14 protein-coding genes are annotated in these 21,406 nt (G+C 41.7%); 5 read left to right on the forward strand and 9 right to left on the reverse strand.

Annotation, left to right across the window (positions count from 1 at the left end; translation table 11 throughout):
- Positions 1-43: 43 nt before the first annotated feature.
- From L2740_RS01790 to L2740_RS01800, 3 genes are all read right to left on the reverse strand, one after another.
- Positions 44-3,214, reverse strand: coding sequence for an efflux RND transporter permease subunit (locus tag L2740_RS01790; protein ID WP_248948255.1), 3,171 nt, complete (start codon positions 3,212-3,214; stop codon positions 44-46).
- A gap of 3 nt (positions 3,215-3,217) precedes the next feature.
- On the reverse strand, positions 3,218-4,420 hold the full coding sequence (locus L2740_RS01795) for an efflux RND transporter periplasmic adaptor subunit (RefSeq protein WP_248948257.1): 1,203 nt from the start codon (positions 4,418-4,420) through the stop codon (positions 3,218-3,220).
- 667 nt (positions 4,421-5,087) lie between these two features.
- A complete protein-coding gene (locus L2740_RS01800) occupies positions 5,088-5,423 on the reverse strand; it encodes a PBPRA1643 family SWIM/SEC-C metal-binding motif protein (protein WP_248948259.1) in 336 nt (111 codons plus the stop codon).
- A gap of 373 nt (positions 5,424-5,796) precedes the next feature.
- On the opposite strand from L2740_RS01800, the gene L2740_RS01805 reads away from it, so the two are divergent.
- Positions 5,797-6,717, forward strand: a complete 921-nt coding sequence (locus tag L2740_RS01805) for a manganese-dependent inorganic pyrophosphatase (RefSeq protein WP_248472277.1) — start codon at positions 5,797-5,799, stop codon at positions 6,715-6,717.
- 86 nt (positions 6,718-6,803) lie between these two features.
- Here L2740_RS01805 and L2740_RS01810 read toward each other — a convergent pair whose 3' ends face one another.
- Positions 6,804-9,191: a Lon protease family protein gene (locus tag L2740_RS01810; RefSeq protein ID WP_248948260.1), complete on the reverse strand. Its 2,388-nt coding sequence runs from the start codon at positions 9,189-9,191 to the stop codon at positions 6,804-6,806.
- Positions 9,192-9,449: 258 nt separating this feature from the next.
- Complete coding sequence (locus tag L2740_RS01815) at positions 9,450-11,855, reverse strand: peptidase U32 family protein (RefSeq protein ID WP_248948261.1); 2,406 nt, start codon at positions 11,853-11,855, stop codon at positions 9,450-9,452.
- A 503-nt stretch (positions 11,856-12,358) separates the two neighbouring features.
- Here L2740_RS01815 and L2740_RS01820 point away from each other — a divergent pair.
- Both L2740_RS01820 and L2740_RS01825 read left to right on the forward strand, forming a co-directional pair.
- Positions 12,359-13,411 (forward strand): Preprotein translocase subunit SecY, encoded by a 1,053-nt coding sequence (locus L2740_RS01820; RefSeq protein ID WP_248948262.1) that lies wholly within the window; start codon positions 12,359-12,361, stop codon positions 13,409-13,411.
- A gap of 170 nt (positions 13,412-13,581) precedes the next feature.
- Positions 13,582-14,220 carry a protein-disulfide isomerase gene (locus L2740_RS01825; protein ID WP_248948264.1) on the forward strand — a complete coding sequence of 213 codons (639 nt, stop codon included), beginning with the start codon at positions 13,582-13,584 and terminating at the stop codon, positions 14,218-14,220.
- Positions 14,221-14,744: 524 nt separating this feature from the next.
- On the opposite strand, the gene cmoM is transcribed toward L2740_RS01825, so the two are convergent.
- Complete coding sequence (gene cmoM / locus L2740_RS01830; protein ID WP_248948266.1) at positions 14,745-15,575, reverse strand: tRNA uridine 5-oxyacetic acid(34) methyltransferase CmoM; 831 nt, start codon at positions 15,573-15,575, stop codon at positions 14,745-14,747.
- Positions 15,576-15,992: 417 nt separating this feature from the next.
- Between cmoM and L2740_RS01835 the strand changes: the two genes are divergently transcribed.
- Together L2740_RS01835 and L2740_RS01840 are read left to right on the forward strand one after the other, a co-directional pair.
- A complete protein-coding gene (locus L2740_RS01835) occupies positions 15,993-16,115 on the forward strand; it encodes a DUF3703 domain-containing protein (protein ID WP_420833497.1) in 123 nt (40 codons plus the stop codon).
- Positions 16,116-16,136: 21 nt separating this feature from the next.
- Entirely contained in the window at positions 16,137-16,556 is a 420-nt protein-coding gene (locus L2740_RS01840) for a GNAT family N-acetyltransferase (protein WP_248948270.1), read from the forward strand.
- Positions 16,557-16,814: 258 nt separating this feature from the next.
- Here the strand turns inward: L2740_RS01840 and L2740_RS01845 are convergent, their stop codons facing one another.
- From L2740_RS01845 to L2740_RS01855, 3 genes are all read right to left on the reverse strand, one after another.
- A complete protein-coding gene (locus tag L2740_RS01845; protein WP_248948272.1) occupies positions 16,815-18,104 on the reverse strand; it encodes a cytosine deaminase in 1,290 nt (429 codons plus the stop codon).
- A 10-nt stretch (positions 18,105-18,114) separates the two neighbouring features.
- A complete protein-coding gene (gene codB, locus L2740_RS01850) occupies positions 18,115-19,380 on the reverse strand; it encodes a cytosine permease (protein ID WP_248948274.1) in 1,266 nt (421 codons plus the stop codon).
- Positions 19,381-19,850: 470 nt separating this feature from the next.
- Entirely contained in the window at positions 19,851-21,404 is a 1,554-nt protein-coding gene (locus L2740_RS01855; protein ID WP_248948276.1) for an MDR family MFS transporter, read from the reverse strand.
- Between the last annotated feature and the right edge of the window lie 2 nt (positions 21,405-21,406).

Genomic DNA, 21,406 nt, shown 5'->3' on the forward strand with positions numbered 1-21,406 from the left:
ATTCCTCAGGCTTTTAATCTGCATTTACGCATGGTTTAAGAGTTTACGCACTTACCGCCTCTGTTGTTGGCTCTTCAACCCGCGACTTACTGCCAATCATGCGTTTGATATCTTCAATCATGATATACAAGCATGGGATCAGCACCAAAGTCACGACAGTGGCAAACAACACACCAAAGGCTAAAGACACGGCCATTGGGATCACCATCTGCGCTTGCATGCTGGTTTCGGTCATAATAGGTACCAGACCAATAAAGGTGGTTAGCGAGGTTAATAGAATTGCTCTAAAGCGTCTACAGCCCGCATCAAGTACTGACAGCTTTATAGCGATGCCAGATTCTCTCGACTTATTGATGTAATCCACCATTACAAGCGAATCGTTCACTACTACACCTGCAGCCGCGATTATACCAAATATCGAAAGGGCACTTAGGTCTAAGCCAAGTAACATATGTCCAAGCACAGAGCCAATCACACCAAACGGAATAACCGCCATAATCATTATCGGTTGTGAGTAAGATTTAAGTGGCACTGCAAGTAAGCTATAAATCACCAACATAGAGATTAAGAAGTCTCTAAGCTGAGTATCAGCACTGTCTAGCTGCTCTTGAATATTACCTGCAACTTCACTTTTAACTCGTGGATATTTAGTCAATAACTCAGGCAAAAAGTTATCGCGAATATCTTTAGCTAGTTTAAATGGTTCAGCTTGCTCGGCATCAACTGAGCCCCAAACATTAATAGTACGGTTACCATTTTCGCGGCGAATACTATTCACGCCGTCGGTAACTACAATCGTAGCGACTTCAGATAACGGTAGCTCAGCACCTTGTGGAGTTTTAATCATTACGTCTGAAACCTGAGCAATAGAGTTTCGCTGCTCTTCAGGGTAACGCAGCATCACTTTAATCTCTTCGCCGTTACGTAAAATACGCTGCGCTTCAAGACCATAAAAGCTGTTACCAACTTGGCGCGCAATATCAGCAAGCGTTAAGCCGATACTATGCGCTAGCGGTTTAAGCTCAAACTGAATTTCCTTGGCGCTTGATTGACGGCTGTCATTAACATCGCCAACGCCTTTAAGGGTATTCAGCTTCGCCTTAAGCTCTTTCGCTGCAGCGACTAATTGCGCATCATCTTTACCTTCAAGCCTAAAGCTAATGTCACCATCATCACGACCACCGCCAAACAAGTTATCTTGGATGGTAAATGACTTCATCCCCGGTATTAATGGCATGTTTTGACGCCAAAGCTCTGCAACGGCAAAGGTATCGATAGGGCGGAGCTCTGGATCAACAAGTTTAGTTCTTAACTCGGCTCCGGTTCTACCACGTAGTTCAACCTGAAGATCAGAAATCATGTTCTGGCCATACTCAGCTTTAATCTGCTCATCGACCTGTTTAAGTGCTTTTTCAATGGCTAAGGCGGCGGCTAAAGTAGAGCGTTCAGATGCATCTATATTCATCTCGAACTCAATCCTCGGGAAATCATGAGGAATTTTAGGCTGACCAATAAAGCGGATCACGCCGCCGGTATAAAGGCCGGCACACACCATTGTCAGACTTAAGAACACCATAATCACTGTGTAACGGTACTTAACAGCCAGTTCTAGTGAGGGGCGGTAATACTTAATGATTAATACCTTTAATCCGCTATCAACTTTCTCTTGTAAGAAGTTAACTATATTGCGCAGCCAATCTAACGGATTTTTAGAACCCGGTTTAACGACGGTTTTTTGCTTCATACGCGCTAAATGCGCTGGCAAAATAAGCTTAGACTCAATTAAAGAGAAAATAAGACAAAGGATAACCACATAACCAATGGCTTGGCCAAAAGCAGAAGAGGGACCATCATCCAAGGTAATTGGTAAAAACGCAGCAATAGTGGTTAATACGCCAAAGGTAGCGGGCATAGCGACACGTTTAACCCCGCGAATAACGTTATCTAAGGTTTGACCTTTTTCTTCACATTCAGCGTGGGCGCTTTCTCCCATAACGATGGCATCATCGACCACAATACCTAACACTAAGATAAAGGCGAATAGACTGATAACGTTAATGGTGACGTCAATCATCGCCATTGGCATAAATAATAGGGTACCTAAGAAACAAACAGGCAAGCCCATCATCACCCAGAATGCCAGTCTTACTCGTAGGAATAGTGCTAACAGAATAAACACCAATACAGCGCCACTTTTCATGCTGTCTAGCATCAGATCTAAGCGGCCCTCAAGGTAATAAGTCATATCGACCCAAGGTTCGAGCTTAACGCCCTCTGGCAGCACTTTTTGTTTGTCTTCAATATAAGCTTTTACTACATCGGCAACATCGGTAAGACTTTGATCGTTTGCAGCACCAATAAAGAAAGTTACTGAGTTTTTACCATTAAACTTAGAGTATTGAATGCCTTCTTCAAAACCATCAATAACAGTAGCAACATCACCAAGTAAAAGGGTTGTGCCATCTTCAAGGGTGATCAGTGGCAGGCTTTCAAACTCATAACCCACATACGCTTGGTTCTGCACGCGAAGATTGATATAGCCGTTTTCAGCGCGAATTTGCCCAGCAGACATATTACGAGAATAACCTCGCACCGCATCGGCAACATCGTTAAAACTTAGTCCAAATTCACGTAATCTGTCTTTACTGACCTCAATTGCGATTTCATAACCTAAGCCGCCATAAAAGTCGGTGATATTTACTTTTGGAAGTTGCAGCAGTTCATCATGAATTTTTTCGCCAAGATCTTTAAGTTGGCGCTGAGACAGATCGCCATAAAGACTCATGTACATGACTTCTTGACGGATCTTAATCCTTTCAACTTTCGGACGTTCCATCCCGTCCGGAAAGCTGGAAATAGAGTCGATTTCAGATTTGACCTCTTCAAGCACTACTTGTGGATCGTATGAATCTTCAATTCTAAAATAGCCAGATGACATATTACGGTTCGAGTAAGTAATAACCCGTTTAAGACCTTGAACGCTCTCAAGTGCTTCCTCAATCTTAATGGTTATCCCTTCTTCTACTTCCTGGGGCGCTGCGCCAGGGTATACAGCGTTAAACTCTAGCCAATTGATCTCTACTGCAGGGAAGAACTGCTTGCGAATAGTGTTAGCTGTAAGTAGGCCACCGAGTAAGATAATAATCATCAACAGGTTTGCTGCAACGCTATTGCGAGCAAACCAGGCGATAATGCCTTTATTAGTATCGATCATGAATTAATCCTTCTCTTCCATTGCTAACTGAGTAGCTTGAGGATCGTCTGACTCATCATCGAGTGTTGGATCTTGTGGCAGGGCAAGTTGCATGCCTTCAATGGGATAATCAAGCGCAGAGGTAATGACATTTACACCAGCATCAAGTCCGGCTGATACAATCACCTTAGAACCGATTTGGCGCACTATAGTAATGTCCTTATACCTAAGCTTGCCTTCATCATCTAATGTCGCCACTTGATTGTTAATCACCAAGTGTCTCGGGATCTCGGCGACTTGACCAGCATGACTACCGTCAATACTCGCTGTAACATAGGTGCCGTAACGCAGTTCATTGCTAAAATCATTCGCTGTTGAGTTGAGTCCGTAAGGGTCAATCACCTCTGCCACTAGATACGTCATACGGCTGCGGTTATCAATTACACCTTCACTTCTTACAATTGTCGCAGGCCATTCTTGCGATTGACCCGCGAACTCGCCAGTGAGCATAACCTCAGCGCCTTTGCCTTTATTGTCTAAAAATTGCAGCTCTTTATCGGCGATAGGCAAACGGATCTCAGCGTGATCAGTGCTTAATACTTTACCAAGTGGGGTACCCATGCTGACATAAGAACCTAGACCAATGTGACGCGCTTCAATTAACGCATCATATGGCGCTTTAATAATGGTTCGCTCTAAATTGCGATTAGCACGCTTTAGGCCGGCTTCAGAGGAGTTTAGTTTGGCAACTTCTTGAGCAAGTTGTGGTTTACGTAAACTAAGTTCTGTTGGTACACCATTTTCTATGCGTTTCCACTCTTCTTCGGCGACCTTACCAAAGGCTTTTTCCTGTACAAGTGTCGCGCGCGCAGACGCCATGTTAGCTTTGGCGTCTATTAAGGCGGCTTCATAATCACTTGGATCAATTTTCGCTAACACATCACCTTTTTTGACAAATCCACCTTTAACAAAGGCTTCTGATAAATAAACAATTTCACCATTTACCTGTGAGACAAGTTCTGTTTCATATTTGGCGCTGACTACACCGTATGAGCTTACTGCAAAGCTCATTGGCTTAATTTCTACTGCTTGAACGGACACCAGAGGAGTTGTATCTAATTCCTCTTTTTCCTCTGGTGGTTTCTTTAATGCTGACATGCCAATAAACCCTGTTACGCCTGCTGCGATAACAACGATAGGTAAAATGATCTGTTTTTTTGTAGCCACAAACACGTCCTCTTGTTGAAGCACTCCACTCGATACACAATCTTTACTTCTTGCTAAAGAATATCTGAGCAAATCTAATTTTTAATTTTGATTGTATGTTAATTGAATTGATGAATTGTGACAGGTTGATTATGTAAACGTGTGTGACGAAATTTGACGCTTAATCAGAGAAAAGTTGTCGCGCTAATTTGAACTGGAATAAAAATGGAAAATGAATTATCACCTATGCCACTGTAAAATATAGATTATATTTTGTCATGATTACTCTTTCTTTAGCTTACCTATTTGGGTTTTACTTAAAATAAATTTTACATTTATGTAAAGAAATAACTAGGCAATGCAGGTAAAAATATCTACAAGACTGGCTAAAAAACCTCGAACGATCCGCCCGGTTTCGCTCTTTAGGTTATTGGTGTATGCACAGTGGTTGTTGGTTAATAACTTAAGATGAAAGCAGATTCTAAAGTTACAGCTCGTAAAAGCGCTACAGCAAAGCCCGGAGCGAACATAAATGAGGAAGGTTAATAACTAAGGTAGTTTTGAGGGGATCATCTTATTTTGCCAAACTCCTTTTTGGTTGATGACAACATTCGTATTAAGCCAAAGGTTTAAAAACAAAAAAGCCCCGAAAGGGGCTTTTGTCAGTGCAATTAGCAGAAAGGTTAATTTAACCGCAGCACTTTTTATATTTTTTACCGCTACCACAAACACAAGGTTCGTTACGGTTAGGCGTTTTTTCAAAACGAGTTGTTTGTGGTTTATTAAGTAAACCCTCTAAAAGCACGATATCTTCAGCTTGCTCTGCATCAACTGTAATCACGCCCACCAGCTGATTATCAGCTAATAGTTGATTAACTTCTGCTTCTCTTTCAGCTGTTTGAACAAGCAGCTGCAGTGGGTTTTCTGCGGTACCTACTTTTACTTCACGTTTTGTATTGTAACCATAGCTTTCGTGCTTAGGCTTTGGCGTTTTACGGCCTTTAAAAAAGAATTTGTCAGACATCGCTATGGTGCTCAGTGTTTATAAAGATAAATTTAGGCAAGCTTATACTATAAAAATCCATAAAGTGGTACTGAAGTCGCTATTTAACCCGTCTTTTCAGCGCTAATTTAGTCATTTTGTGATTTATCCTAATCCAATTCCCAGTTGCTGGTGGACATACTGCCGTTAATCATCCAACAAGGCCTGCGCTCAGTTTAGGTATAAATATTGAGTCTAGTTATACACTTTGGCGGGTTTAAACTAGATAAAACGCTGCCAGTTTTGCCTAAATACACTAAATTTCTCGCTTTAGTGCGCTATCTTAGACGTTTTGGTATTTCCGCATCCGCGAAAACTTTGTTAAAATCGGCGCAAATTAAAGGAGAGCTTTACTATGCCAGTTTATGTTGTGGGCCACAAAATCCCAGATTCAGATTCAATTTGTGGTGCTATCGCACTTGCACACCTAAAAAACCAAATCGGTGAAGAGTCAGTTGCGACGCGTTTAGGTGACATTTCACCAGAAACAGCTTTCATTCTAGAAAAGTTTGGTTTTGACGCACCTGAGCTTAAGCTTAGCTACGCTGGCGAAGAAGTGTATATCGTTGACCATTCTGAGCTGACCCAAGCGCCAGACGATATTGCAGAAGCAACAATCGTAGGTATCGTTGATCACCACAAACTGGGCGATCTAACGACCTCTACACCATTAGAGTGCTGGATCCGTCCAGTAGGTTGTAGTAACACTGTTATCAAAATGATGTACGACTTCTACAACGTTGAAATTCCAAAAAATATCGCTGGCATCATGCTATGCGCTATTTTAAGTGACACGGTTATTTTCAAGTCGCCAACATGCACAACAGCAGACATTAAGTGTGTTGAAGCATTAGCAGAAATTGCTGGCATTGAAGACTTCAAAGCTTTAGGCATGGATATGTTTAAAGTTAAGTCAGCTGTAGAAGGTACACCAGCGCGCGATCTTGTGATGCGTGACTTTAAAGACTTCAACATGAACGGTAACCTAGTCGGTATCGGTCAGCTAGAGGTTATCGACCTTTCAGTATTTGACGATATTAAAGCTGAACTTGAAGCGGATATCGCTGCACTTAAAGCTGAAGGTAACCGTCACAGCGTACTATTGTTACTGACTGACATTATGAAAGAAGGTTCTGAAATGCTAATCGTCAGTGACGACCTAGCTAAGATTGAATCAGCTTACAACTGCAAGTCTGAAAACAACAAAGTATGGTTAGATGGTGTACTAAGCCGTAAGAAGCAAGTTGTACCACCACTACAAGACGTTTTCGCTTAACTTTAACTGTAAGCAAATCGAATATTTTAAAAGGCCGAACATTATGTTCGGCCTTTTTGTTTTCGTTACTCCCAATACCAAGCTAATTAATCTTTGCCGTCACTCTTACGTAAACCGTTTAGCCTCGCCTGAGCTAAGCCTAAAATACTGTTTTTAGGGTATTCCTCTTTAGCATTTAGGCTGCCGACCTTGAGATCTGTCAACAACTCAATGGCTTGATCCACATGGCTAATCGCCCAAATGTGGAATTTTCCTTTGTCTACAGCATCGACAATGTCTTTTCGTAGCATAAGATTATGCACATTTGATTGCGGAATAATCACACCTTGGCTGTCTTTACGCCCGCGGATCTTACAAACATCAAAGAAGCCTTCGATTTTTTCGTTAACACCACCAATAGGCTGAGCTTCACCAAACTGGTTCATTGAGCCAGTAATCGCAATATCCTGTCTTAATCCTACACCGGCAAAAGATGACAACATGGCACAAAGCTCAGCCATAGTGGCGCTGTCACCATCAACCCCGCCGTAAGATTGCTCAAAGGTGAGGTGGGTCGATAACGGGATCTTATCGGTTTTACCCAAAATCGAAGCGATATACGCGGTTAAAATCATCACACCCTTAGAGTGAATACTGCCGCTCAGCTCGACATTTCGTTCGATATCAAACACTCGGCCTTCACCAAACGCGGTAGTGGCGGTGATCCGACTTGGCGCACCAAACTGATAATCTGTGGTCGACATCACTGATAACGCGTTAACTTGGCCAACGGTTAAACCTGAAGTGGTGATCAACGTTGTGCCATTAACAAAGCTTTGCATAAAGTCATCTTTAGCGCGGCAAATACGTTTCTCTTTATTGGCGAGCGCTTGCTCTACGTGACTGACTCGGATCATGTTGGCATTCACTGAACGCGCACAATAATTGGCTTCACGTAGCAAATTAGCAATATCAACCGAATGCAATGAGAGCATGTTTTGATCGTCAGCCTGACGCGAACTAAATTCAATTACCCGAGCTATTGCCTTTTTATCGCAATGCAGCATCTTGTTGCTGTGCACAATACTTGAGATAAACTGGGCATATTGCACTTCAGATTTATCTGTTCTAGGCATTCTGTCTTCAAAATCCGCTGTCACTCGAAACAGCTCAGTAAACTCAGCGTCATACTGTTGTAGGAGTTTATAAGTTGCGAAATCACCAAACAAAATGATTTTTACATCAAGCGGAATAGGCTCAGGATCAAGTGAAATGGTGCCCGACAATGTTACTTCACGTTCAAGTGAGGTGACACTTAATTTGCGAGAACGTAAAGCGCGTTTTAACCCATCCCATACGTAAGGATGCTCTAGCACTTTTACCGCATCAATCATTAATACACCGCCGTTTGCCTTATGCAGACTACCAGGACGAATTAAAGAGAAATCAGTAAATACCGTGCCTTTATAAGTGGCGTTTTCTACGTAACCAAAAATGGTGTGATAGTTAGGTGTTTCTTCAACGATAATGGGCTGCATTTGTGATGCTTGCGACACCAGCACATTAATCTGGTAACGCCTTGGCATCTTCTTACTCATAGAAGCGTAGGCAAGGGCAGCTTGCTCTTCACTTTCTTCTAGGAAGATATCCAGATTATCAAGAATGTCCTTATGCATGGCTTTGATATAAGCCTTAACATTGGGATGATCTTTATATTGATCTTTTAATGCATCGAGTACATGGGCGAGCACACCATCGGCTACTTGTTCATCATGCTTTTGCTGCTTCTCAGCGTAATCTTCTTCCCATACGGTGATTTGGCGAACAATACCGCGCAACTGGGCTTCAAACTTAGAAATCGATTCTTGCATATCGTCTTGCTCTTTTGCAGACAATGCTAAATAGCTTTCTTCGCTATGAGCCTCTTCACCATTTAACGCCACAAGCTCGTAATTACCTTGAGGTGAAATAGACAAACCAACGCTATGACGCTTTGCTTCTTCTGTTAGTAACAAAAGTGCTTCTTCTTGTTTAGCTGCGAGCTGATTTTTAAGTTTATCGGCGCGGGTGTAATACATTTCGTTATCGAACGCTAATGGCAGCGACTTAAGCAGCTTACCCATAAGTTTTTCGATATCTTTTTTAAATGTCAGTCCCATACCTGCAGGTAGCTTAAGCACCTTGGGACTACGGGTATCGTCAAAATTAACCACGTAGCACCAATCAAACAGGGTTCGGCCATTAGAGTTTGGCGCCTGTCTATTTAAATGGCGCAATACCATAGTGCGCTTACCTAGACCATTACGGCCTAATGCATAGATGTTGTAGCCTTTCTCTTTCATCGATAGGGCAAACTCGACAGCTTGCTGGGCCCGGGCTTGACCAACGATTTCATCCAGTGGTTCGAGGTGTTTGGTTGACTTACAGTCTGAAGATAATTTTTTAAGCGCAGATGCGCGGTACAGCTTGGTGCTGTTGAGAGGTTTTATTGGCATAATACATCCTCCTGATGACTGTCAATAATTTCACTCTATAACAGTTAACAGCAAGATTTCGCTATTTTTTTACCAAAAGTAGATTTTTTAAACAAATAAAGCACTTAAGCGGGTAAATATTAACCACAAAACAAAAATCCCCCAGGGGTTAGCTGTAAAAGAACAAACTGAGGAATTGATACCTAAGCTTATAAATAGTCAAAGCCACTAGACTGTTACTGCTTATAAGTTATTTACCCTGCCTGATGAGTAAACAAACTAAAGACCTTTTAGATATTGAACGCGAGTTGTATTACGAACCAAATTAGCTAAATCAACGTCATTACCATGCTCAGAACCAACTTTAGAACTGATTTGTTTATTAGTTTCTAGCAAGGTTTCTAATACACCGTGTTGCCAGTGGCTGTTTGTTTCAATCGCGCGCAGATCAAATAACACCGAATCAAACTTACCACCAAGATCGGACAAAACTTGCGGATTATAAAAATGCTGGTTGCCATAAAGGGCGTTATGCTCGCTACGTTTTTTGTCGATAACAAAGTCAACGCCTTTAATATTGGTCAGGCTGGTCGATTTTTTACAAACAGTTAAGCATTCATCATCCATTACCGTTTTGTCACAGCCAGATGATTGTAAAAACAAGCACTGACGACTACTCATCAACATAATTGGGTGATAAATACTGTAATGTAGGCTGAAATTATGCGGCGCTTTTATCGCCTTAAGTTGCTTTTTATTAAGCTCATTTGATAAAAACGCGCCGCTACAACCCTGTTGCTGCAAGCAATATAAACTTATTGAGTTACTGGTATTCAAATAAGGCCCAGCAATCCAGCTAATATTCAATTGCTTGGCAATTACGCCAACACCACTATTGTTGGTCACAATGTGCTTAGGCTTAACTTGCCGCAATAAGCTTTGAGCTGCAATTAAATCGTTTTCCATTATAACCGCGCCAAACCACGGGGTTAACTCAGGTTCCTGCTTAAACAACCAAACCAATTTATCAAGTTGCTTCTCAATAGCATCGGGCACTAAATAATAGGCATTTATCTGCTGAGCATTGTTTGCCAATAAAGCATTTTGCTGTTTTAGCTCACGATACAAGGCAAGATCGCGGCGGTTTGCGATTAAAATCGAGAGCGATGTTGTAGCTGACGCTTGGCATGTGTTAGAAGCCTTATCAGCTTTTGTAACGACATCTGCTGAGGCTTTTTGCTTATCCAGTGCAGCGAGCTGCTGACGCACTTGTTGTAAAGTTACTGGCTCAACAGGTTCACGACCTCTATTCAAGCCTATGGTGATCTGACGTTTCATCTCTGTTAGTTCTTTAAAAGGTACAAACAGATTGTCGCCTAAGTCATCAAAACAAAGAGGGTTTAGCTGATATTCAATGTTATTAAAGCTTTGAAAGCGTTTTGATAGTTCCTCGTGAGTTAAGCCGTATTTATCAGAAGCCATCAAGTTTGACACTGAACATACAGTAAACTCGCGGTACTCTGGCGCTTCAAACTGGCTATATTGTTGTTCGCTGACTTTCACCTTAATCGATAACACATACTCACTCTGTCCACTAACCGATAGGGTGATCAGCGGTTTATCTAGGCTGAGTTTACTAATCTTGTCGCCAACGGTAGTAATAATTTGAGTCTTTTCATCATAAAGCGCTTTTTTAACGTTAGTGGCTGCGTCATCCTTAGTTAACGAAGTAATTGGCGTTAAAGACGCGATATGACTAAAGTGCTGCACCGCATTGTCACGTGGATTATCGATATACATGTTCTTGCCAATTGCGCCATGTAGGTAGCCATTGGAAAAATCACGATTAAATACTGTGTATAGAGGAGTTTTATCTAAACTAGTCGCGAGATTTTGCTCTAAGCGGCTAATTTGTTTACGCCAAGTTTCAATAACCCGAAACACATAGTGAGACTTTTTAATTCTGCCTTCGACTTTTAATGAATCTGCGCCCGCAGCATACAACGCATCTAAGTCTGCGAATGCAGAGTTGTCTTTTAAGTTAAGCGGATACTCAGCACCTGCGTTTGTGGTTTGGTATTGATCGCGGCAAGGCTGACTGCAGCGGCCACGATTACCTGAGTTACCGCCATGGGCTGAACTAAAGTAGCAAAGCCCAGAGAATCCAATACAGTTTGAGCCATGCACAAACACCTCAGTTAGCATGTCGATGCTATGGGCTTTGTCTGACATCAACTTGATTTCGCTAAGACTTAGTTCGCGAGATAAATTTGCCCGCGACGCTCCAAGGTTACCTAAAAAGCTCAATTGACCTGTGTTATGGGTCGTCACCTGAGTCGATGCGTGAATATCAAGCGTCGGGTAATGGCGCTTTAAAAGATAAAACAAACCCAGATCTTGAACGATAACACCATCAATTGCCGTATTGACTAGCTGATTAAGCAATTTGAGTAGAGCGGGAAGTTCGCTTTCTAACACTATGATATTGAGCGTTAAAAATAACTGACAGTTATGCTTGTGGGCGATTCTAAGTAAACCATGTAAGTCTTCGAAACTTAAATTCTCAGCACGGGTACGGGCATTAAAACTATTTAAGCCGCAATATACCGCGTCAGCACCAGCAACAATCGCCGCTTTAATCGACTCTATGTCACCGCCGGGCGCCAATAGTTCAAGTTTTCTCATGGTATTCCTAGTTAATTGCTCATAAATTTTGGCGTTCATTAAGTTGCAACAACACCAAAAAATGCACAAATGTGTGAGACTTTATCAAGATAAGCCGGCCATTGTATGAGTTAGCCTGATACGGATCTATGTCAGTAAAATCTATTTTCCTAAACTATGACGCGGATCTTATCCAAATTAGTTCAACATCTGAAAAAAGAACAATAGTTTGCCATTAGTTTATCGAATCTATCATTTGTCAGCGCTAACACAGATGTCATTGTGATTAAGCAAAAAGCTAGGGCTATCACTATCAAGAGTTGCAGATAATAGTGATTTAAATTAGTGCTAATCACTGATTGGTTAGCATTAATACAATATATGCTGCAATTATATGCATAAGATCCTATGCATTAGTTTTTTTAAAGAGTATTACTCTGGTTTAGTGTAAGCTAAATGTTCTTGTTCTCAAGTAATTCAGAATTAATCCGCTTTCACTCAAAGTCTACTATTAGAAGTCCACTATGCTTTACAATCAAAATCTCGCTGAACGTTTTCCAAAAGGTAGGTTTGCAATGTGGAGCGTTTACAGCTTCACTGGCGCATCTATTTTAGCTTCAATTATTTTTTCGTTACTGTTATTCCTATCTATTGATGACGACCCTGTCATGCAGCTTTTGTTCGGTGGCTTAGCGGTTATTTTCGAATTAGGAAAATTCTTCGCCTGGTATGAAGTGGGCGAGCGTTATGCACGTAAAAACTTCTTTGGTATGTTTTCAGCCCTTGGTTTTTATGCCGTTTTAGCAGCAATTTCTATTGGCGGTTCAATTGGTGGTATTAATAGTGCAACCAATAAAGCTCAAGAACATGTGCAGGTACAGCAAAGCAAGGTAAACGCGTTTAATATGCAAATCGCCGCTATTGATAAGCAAATTGAGCTTAATAATGTTGCTGCAGAAAAGTATATCCAAATGGAGCGTATTGCTACTGGTGTGACTCGTATTCAAAAAGAAAACAACATTTTACGGGAACAGCAACAAAAGTTAGCGATGCAACGTGATAGCGTACCTGTTGTTAGCCAAGGTTCAATTGTTGGTTTGATTGAAAGCCTAGCCCAGTCTTTAAATATCAAAGCTGAAACAGCCCAGTTAGGCCTAGTGGTATTCTTATCGATTCTATTAGACTTTTTTGCAGCTTTCTTTGTTGGTTTAATTGGCGAGGAAAACCGCTTTAGACAGCGATTTAAAGCCCAATCACAGCAGCTTGAGCCAATCACCCTTGATGCATACCGTCGTTTACACAGTGACGATTCAGACTTTATTCCACACTTTGAGCCTAAGCAATTGCCAGAAGCAGAGCCAAAGTCAATGTATGAGCAAGTGATTGATGTGTTGGCTGAAAAGCGTGTTAACTGTACTAAACGTGCAGTCAGCCAATATTTAAATATTACAACTGAAGAAGTTGATGAAATCTTTGCAAAAATGTTCGCTGCGGGTGTAGTGAGTAAAAAGCCAAACAATCACTATCAGTGGCATGGTGTGCAAGCGGAAATTAACGCCGAGGCAGAACCAGCCTAAGTCGTTTATCACTTAGTTATCAATACCAAAAAGGGAAGCCGCATTAATAGGCTTCCTTTTTTTATGCCTCTTTGTCTTAAAAGTAAGCGCTACAGCTAAATTGATATTTGAATAAATTCACTAAAGCCCTTAGGATCTGAGCAACGTAAATATCAACAAGATCCCAGTTAATGCCAGCTAATCAGACAAAACATCAAGACCCGTTAACGCTTTACTTTATCTATGACTCACATTGCCCTTGGAGTTATGCCGCCACACCAGTGGTTGCTGAGCTGATTAACGCTTTTGACTTTTCAGATCTACATTTATTGCACTGTGCTCACTTTAATGGCTCAGATGCACCGAAACAGGCGCAAATAGAGCAGGTTAGTGCATTAAGCGACATAGAGTTTGGTGATAGTTATTTGGCACAGCATAAGAAGAAAGCTTCCTCTGTTAAAGTTGCTAACTTCATGTCTTGGGTACAATCAAAACAAGCAGATAAAGAGTTTGAATTGTTGCAAGCGATCCAAAAACAACACTTTGTTGACGCGAATCCTTTTGAAACTCGCGATAATTTCGACAAGCTCATTAATCATTACAAGCTTTCACCATCAAACAAAGTATTTAAAGATGCACTAAGCCATGAAGCTGAAAGTGTATTAGCAGGTATTGCAGAGATTGGTGAAGCAATTGGAACCAATGCATTCCCAGTATTGGTAATGACATCTGGCGATCAAGCTATCTTTATCGATCACTCGGAGCACTTAGCCGCTCCAGAGGGCGTTGTAGCTGCAGTACGGGAAGAGCTAGCTGCATTAGAGGTGTAAATCAGGCTATTCTTATGCTAGAAGTGCTATTTGGCCTACGCTCTATCAATAAAAGCCTTGTATTAAAACCAATTTAGCGAAGCGCATTTGAATGCATAATTAAAAGAATAACCTTGAAACTATTCAAGGTTATTCTGCTTTGAAATATTTTGATCGGTAAGCCTAGTTGTTGTCGCTAGTTGTTATAACAAAGTCTAACTAGTGCGATGTAAAACATCACCAAACAAAACCATTTCAAAACTAATAGGCTCTCTAGCATACAGTTACTCCTCAGTATCATTAATCCCACTTTGTCATTGTTCAAAGCTAAGTAGAAATTCAGGCCAATAGCCTTTAGCTGAACGCATCGCAAACTAGTTTTGGGGTTAATTTTATACTGATTGGTATAACTCAATAGCGGCTCTAAAATGCCAGTGTATAACCCTTATCAACTAGCCAAATATTCATGTCTTTTTTAGACGGGTTTAGCATAGCAAATAAAGGTTAATCTGAGCTGAATTTAATTGATGTCTAATCAAACCATATTAAGATTTTTTCTTCGCATAAACATGGATATAGCGGCCTAAGGACAGGAATGGTTCCTGACGACAAAGTTTTTGCTCCATCGCCACAATTTCATCAAAACTAAAATGGCCCATATCATGATTTTGCATATAGTCATGGAAAGTGCGCACACCCGTTTTACCTATGATCTCAAAACCGGCTTGCTGCAAACATTGATAGACTAATTCAGGCTTAATGCCTTGTTGGGGTTGCAGTTTAAACCTTTTTCGATGCGGCATACCTTGCTCAATATGCTTAAGATTGCCACAAATAAGATTCTTAAATAGCAGGCCGTTATAGTTGTAAAACATAACTGAAATAATCCCGCCCGGTTTGACCTGCTCACATAACGAAGTCAATGCAGCTATAGGCTCTGCTAGCCATTCCATAACTGCGTGAAACAAAACCAAATCGACAGGTTGGTTTAGGTGCTCGGAAACATGCTGCACTGGACTATGAATAAATCGATACCGCTCAAGCAGGTTATTAGCAGTAATATCTTGTTTTGCTAGCGACAGCATTTCGCTCGACAAATCACACAAGTTAACATTGTGGCCTAAAGCAGCAATTTTTTGTGAAAGCTGGGCCAATCCCCCACCAGCATCAAGCACACTAAAAGTAGGTTGAGTCTTTAGCTCCTGGTGCGCAGTTTCTTGATGTGGGAGCTGTTGATAATTGTCACCAGCGAGCTCTTTCAAGATAAGCTCAATATCTTGCCACACTACGGTTTGCCTTATTTCACCTTTTGCAGTGCCGTAAATACTTGCTGCAAACTTATGTGCTAAATCGTCAAAATTTCTATCTTGTTTCACTGCTGTCTTCTTTGGTTATACGTTTACTATCACTTTTCCCGGTTGTGTTTCACTTAAAAATCTACCGGCAAAGGAGAACTAAAATATGCGGCCGCGGATTTTCTCACAGCAAGCTGTAAATTTAAATCACCTAATACGTAAATAGCGACAACGATGTAGAACTAATTAGCGATGCATGCATTTTTCCTCTTTGTGACCATAAATACCACCAGTTACACTCTTAAACCCCTGAATTATTATGCTAGCAATTGAATAAAAGTTAAAAATATCTCGGGTTTATAGCTTTCACTATTCACATTTATCGCATTTCCATGCAAAAGTGGATAATTAAAAGGTGTGGACAGCAAGACGCGTTTTACTCGCGCTAAAACCGCTTTAAAATGAAAAATATTATGATGTACAAGTATTTGCGCATCGATTATATTTTCTCAGATCTGGGTGCCTATTGGTAATACAGGTGGCGCTAACGTCAACCCATTAAAGCCGATGCCTATACCAAAAAACCTACAAAAACTGCTACTAGTTACAGTTAAACAGTGATGCATAGAGGATTAAGCGCGCATGAGCGTAAACATTAATTTAGTCGTTGAAGTCAGCAAGCAGATAAACGAGAAAGAGGTCGTTGCACTTTATAAAGCCAATGCGTGGTCATCAGCAGAGGTTCCTGAAAAACTGCTCGCAGCACTATTAAATTCAGACACATTGGTCACCGCAAGGGTGGATGGCAAGTTAGTCGGTTTAGGTAATGCTATTTCTGACGGGCATCTAGTGGTTTATTACCCACATCTGTTGATTCATCCAGATTTTCAGCGTCAAGGTATAGGCCGTCAAGTGATGGAATTAATGCAAGGTCATTACCATGGTTTTCACCAGCAAATGCTAACCGCCGATGGCGACTCTACGGCTTTTTATCAATCATTAGGATTTGAGCGAGCAGGCCAAACAGTACCTATGTGGGTTTACTCTGGCGATGAGCATTAGCCTAAGAATGTGAAGCAGCCAAATTAATCGTGTATAAATTGATAACTAGGAATTTTGCACAGCTTCTAGTGATAAGCGTCTAATGATACGCATCAAATAACAAATATCTAGTAATCAGCCAATAAAAAAGGTCCATTAAAGTTGTATCGACCATTTACGCTCATGCGCGGTTTAGTCAAACAACTTAATGGACCTTTAATGCTTATACAATCACTAACATCATCAGAGAAGCGTTTATAAGCACAAAAGTTAACGCTATTAACGGCGGAAAGTAACGTCTTCAGTCTCAGCTAAGTGAATTTGTGTTTGCGCTATTTGGGTTTGGGCTAACACTTTACCCTGGCGCACTGAGTAACGTACTGGTACTTGACGACGAACCGCATCGAAACCGTTTTCAGCTGGCAATACCAATAGGTTGCCAGGCTTGCCAAGTTCAATACCGTAGTTGTCTTGAATATTTAAAGTACGAGCAGACTTATTAGTGATTAGCTCTAAAGAGTTGTTGATTTGATCGTAACCCATGATTTGGCAAACATGTAAGCCCATGTGCAATACCTGCAGCATATTAGCTGTGCCAAGCGGATACCAAGGGTCAAAAATGTCATCGTGACCAAAGCACACATTAATGTCAGCAGCTAGCATCTCTTTAACGCGAGTAATACCACGGCGCTTAGGGTAATCGTCAAAACGACCTTGAAGATGGATATTTACTAGCGGATTTGCCACAAAGTTAATACCTGACATACCAAGCAAACGGAACAAGCGCGAGGCGTAAGCACCGTTGTACGAATGCATTGCTGTAGTGTGACTCGCCGTTACGCGCTCTCCCATATTGTATTTATGGGCGAGGGCAGCTACGGTTTCAACAAAGCGTGACTGCTCATCATCAATTTCATCACAGTGTACGTCAATCAAACGGTCATACTTGCGCGCAAGCTCAAACACGTAATGTAGAGATTCAACACCGTATTCTCGAGTAAACTCAAAGTGCGGAATAGCACCAATCACATCAGCACCAAGCTTTACTGCTTCTTCTAATAACGCTTTACCATTTGGGTAAGACAAAATGCCTTCTTGTGGGAATGCAACAATCTGAATATCAATCCAAGGCTTCATCTCTTGTTTTACTTCAAGCATGGCTTTTAGCGCAATAAGAGTCGGGTCCGACACATCAACGTGAGTACGAACGTGTTGAATACCGTTAGCGATTTGCCATTTGAGGGTTTGCTTTGCCCGTGCTTTAACATCGTCGATAGACAACATAGACTTACGCTCGGCCCAGCGCTCAATACCTTCGAATAAAGTACCTGAAATATTCCAGCTCGGCTCACCAGCCGTTTGAGTTGTATCTAAGTGAACGTGCGGCTCACAAAAAGGGGCAACCGCCATTCCGCCTTCGCCATCAATAACTTGGGTTGAAGCATCGTATTGCAGCGCTTCAGTCATAGGACTAATAGCTTTGAATTTGCCGTCTTCAATCAACAATTGTTGCAGGCCTTCGTGACCTTTAAGCGTCACATTTTTAATCAACATACTTGCTGATGACATGGTGTTTTCCTTATGCATTGGTTGCATTGTTACAATCTGATTTAACTGGTTGCTGCCCAGTCACACGTTTTAGTACTTCATCAATCAATAAGTAGCTGATAGCACCGGCTAACACAGCATTGATTGGTACGATACCCGGCAGTAAGTGACCAGCAAGCACGCCAATCATCACGCCGCTAATTGCCGCCCAATTAACGGTTGAGAATTTAGCGCTAGTAAAGTCTTTGTATTTTTCACGGTTACGCAAGTAATCGGCAATGATGATCCCGCCGATTGGAGGAATGGCGGCTGACAAAAAGGTTAGCCAGCCAACGAAGTTATTATATAACCATAGCGCACATAAGGTGCCGATAATGCCGTTGAAAATCGACAAGTATTTGCTTGGTAAGCCGGTAATATTAGAAAAACCAAGGCCAGAGGCATAAAGCGCATTATCGTTAGTGGTCCAAATATTAAGACCTAAGATGATAATAGCTGGGATTAATAAGCCCTGAGCAATCATTACTTCCGAGATATCCGCTTGGCCTGTTGCCGCTGCACCTGCTGCGCCAAAGACAAACATTAAAGAGTTGCCAATAAAAAAGGCAAACATGGTGACAAATACTGCGGTTTTAGGATTTTTGCCAAAGCGTACAAAGTCCGCAGTTAAGGTCCCAGCTGAAATAAACGAGCCGACAACTAACACTAGCGCGGTATTAAAATCGATAGGGTTTTCTGGTTCAACCGCCATTAGTCCTTGCATACCGCCCATAGTGTCAACCGCTTGAATAACAGAGAAACCACCAAACAGTGCAATTGCAGGAACAGCAATGGCCGACAGGATCATAATGGCGCCAATGCCGAAGTAAACAGTGAAGGTCATTAGTAGACCAGAGATGATAATGAGGAGGTTAGTATCGATGCCAGTGGCTTTTTGAACCGGAATAGCAAACATTGCCACGCCAACACCAAACCAACCAACTTGAGTGCCACCAAGAAGTAGCGAGGGTAACCAAGAACCTTTTAAACCGAAAGAGTAACGAGCGAGGAGGTGAGTTGAAAGCCCTGTTTGAGCGCCAATATAACCGAGAAAAGAAGTGTAAATACCGAGAATTAAATTACCAATGAGAACCGCAAGAACAAAATCATTAAAAGAGAGACCAGTACCGAGTGTGCCACCTGTCCACATACTCGCTGAAAAAAAGGTCAGTCCCAACATCACCATCGTCAGGGATAAAACACCTTTACGTGCCGAAATAGGCACCGGGCTTAAACTGTAATTATTATCGCTTGCCATTTATTGTCCTTGGATTAAATAAAGAAAATACACGGCTTACCTGACTACGCACAAACACCAGCAATACTGGGATACAGCAGTTACTCGTCAGGCAAACGGCGCGTAGTTTAGTCATAATCAAAAACGAGTCAAGCAAATAAACATGCTAATTTATTAAATAAAGATATACGTAATAACAACGTAAACATCAAGGTGTTATCAGGTTGGTGTGTATTGCTAAATGAGACGCAACTAAAGTAAAAATGTTAGCACATATCGCTACGAAACCAATAGCACGCACAGGTGTAATAAAAGGTATCAAGTCATGCTAGTCATGCTAGTCATGCTAGTCATGCTAGTCATGCTAGTCATGCTAGTCATGCTAGTCATGCTAGTCATGCTAGTCATGTTTGTAAGTTCTATACAGGTCATTATTTGGTTAAACGAGAAGATTAACCGAATAAATTAACCGCAGCGAGGTAGCGACTATATTATTGAGCTTTTGCTTTGGGCCTAAACAAGGCAAGCAGTGGAATTAAGCATAAGTAAGACACTAATAGAAAGCCAAAGGTATACACAAATGCTAAAAGGGTGGATTGCTGCAATAACATATTTTGCAGTTGAGCAATAAAACCTGGGTCGGTAATACTGACGCCTTGCTGATGAGCTGCGTTTTGCAAAACCGGATTACTCGGAGACAACGCCCCGCCCAGTTGATTCCATTCTTGCTGCTTTATTCGGGTAAAGTAGGTATTAACGATTGAAATACCAAAAGAGCCACCAATGGTGCGGCATAAGTTAAACACCACCGCACCGCCAACCGTGTCTTTAGGTGACAAACTGGCGTAAGCCAATTGGCTCAAAGGCGCGAACACGAGGCCCATACCCGCACCTTGAACAATACTTGGCAGCAGCACCCAGTAAATATTAATCTCCAGCGAGTACTGAGTCATCAAGTAAGTACCAAACGCATTAAGGCTAAGCCCTATCACAATCAATAGTCTTGCATCGACCTTATCCATATAACTGGCCATAGCGATCAACACAAAAGCTGAAGTTAACCCGCGGGGCGCCATAGCAAAGCCAGTAGTATCGACAGGGTAGTTTAATAACTGCTCTAACATCATTGGCTGTAATTGGGTAATGCCGAACATCCCCATAGAAAAACCAGCCATCACCAAGCACGACATGGCGAGGTTTCTATCACGCAATAACCAAACTGGCGCGATATCACTTTTGGTAATAAACGAGCGGGCAACGAAGAAGATAATTGCGATTACGCTGATAATGGCTGAAAACAAAATGGTGTTTGATTCAAACCAAGATTCATCGTTACCGCGATCTAGCACCATTTGCAATAAACCAATTCCTATTGTCATCGCGATTACAATGGGCCAATCAATTTTGGGCTTACCTTTGCCGTTTAGTTTTACAAACAGATAAATCAAACTCAGGCATACAGCACCTATGGGCAGGTTAACGTAAAAAATCCAGCGCCAGTCCATGTTCTCAGTAATGATCCCGCCAAGTGTTGGCCCAAGAATAGGGCCCAGTAATACGCCAACACTAAATAGTGCCATCGCCTTACCACGCTCGGCAGCAGGGTAAATCTGCACCATGATTGACTGTGACAATGGGATCACCGATGCACCAAACGCGCCTTGCATTACCCTAAATGTCACCATTTCAGCTATCGTATCCGCTTGGCCGCACAACGCCGAGCTCACAATAAAACCGCTAACCGATAAAAGGAGTAACTGACGAATACCAAATTTAAGCGCAAGGAAACTAGCAAGTGGAATAAATATCGCTTCCGCCATAGAATAAGACGTCAGTACCCAAGTGACCTGATCGGACGTGACTCCCAAAGCGCCCATCATGTGAGGTAACGCCACATTGGCAATCGTCATATCAAGCAGCACCATAATTGCTGACAGCATTACCGCCAAAGTGACTAGTTTACGGCTGCCCTCACTTAATACATGACTTTCTTCAGCAGAATTATCAGATTTATCACTGGCTGCGCCTTGCGATTCTATAGCCATTG

The sequence above is a fragment of the Shewanella pneumatophori genome (assembly GCF_023283895.1).
Taxonomy (GTDB): domain Bacteria; phylum Pseudomonadota; class Gammaproteobacteria; order Enterobacterales; family Shewanellaceae; genus Shewanella; species Shewanella pneumatophori.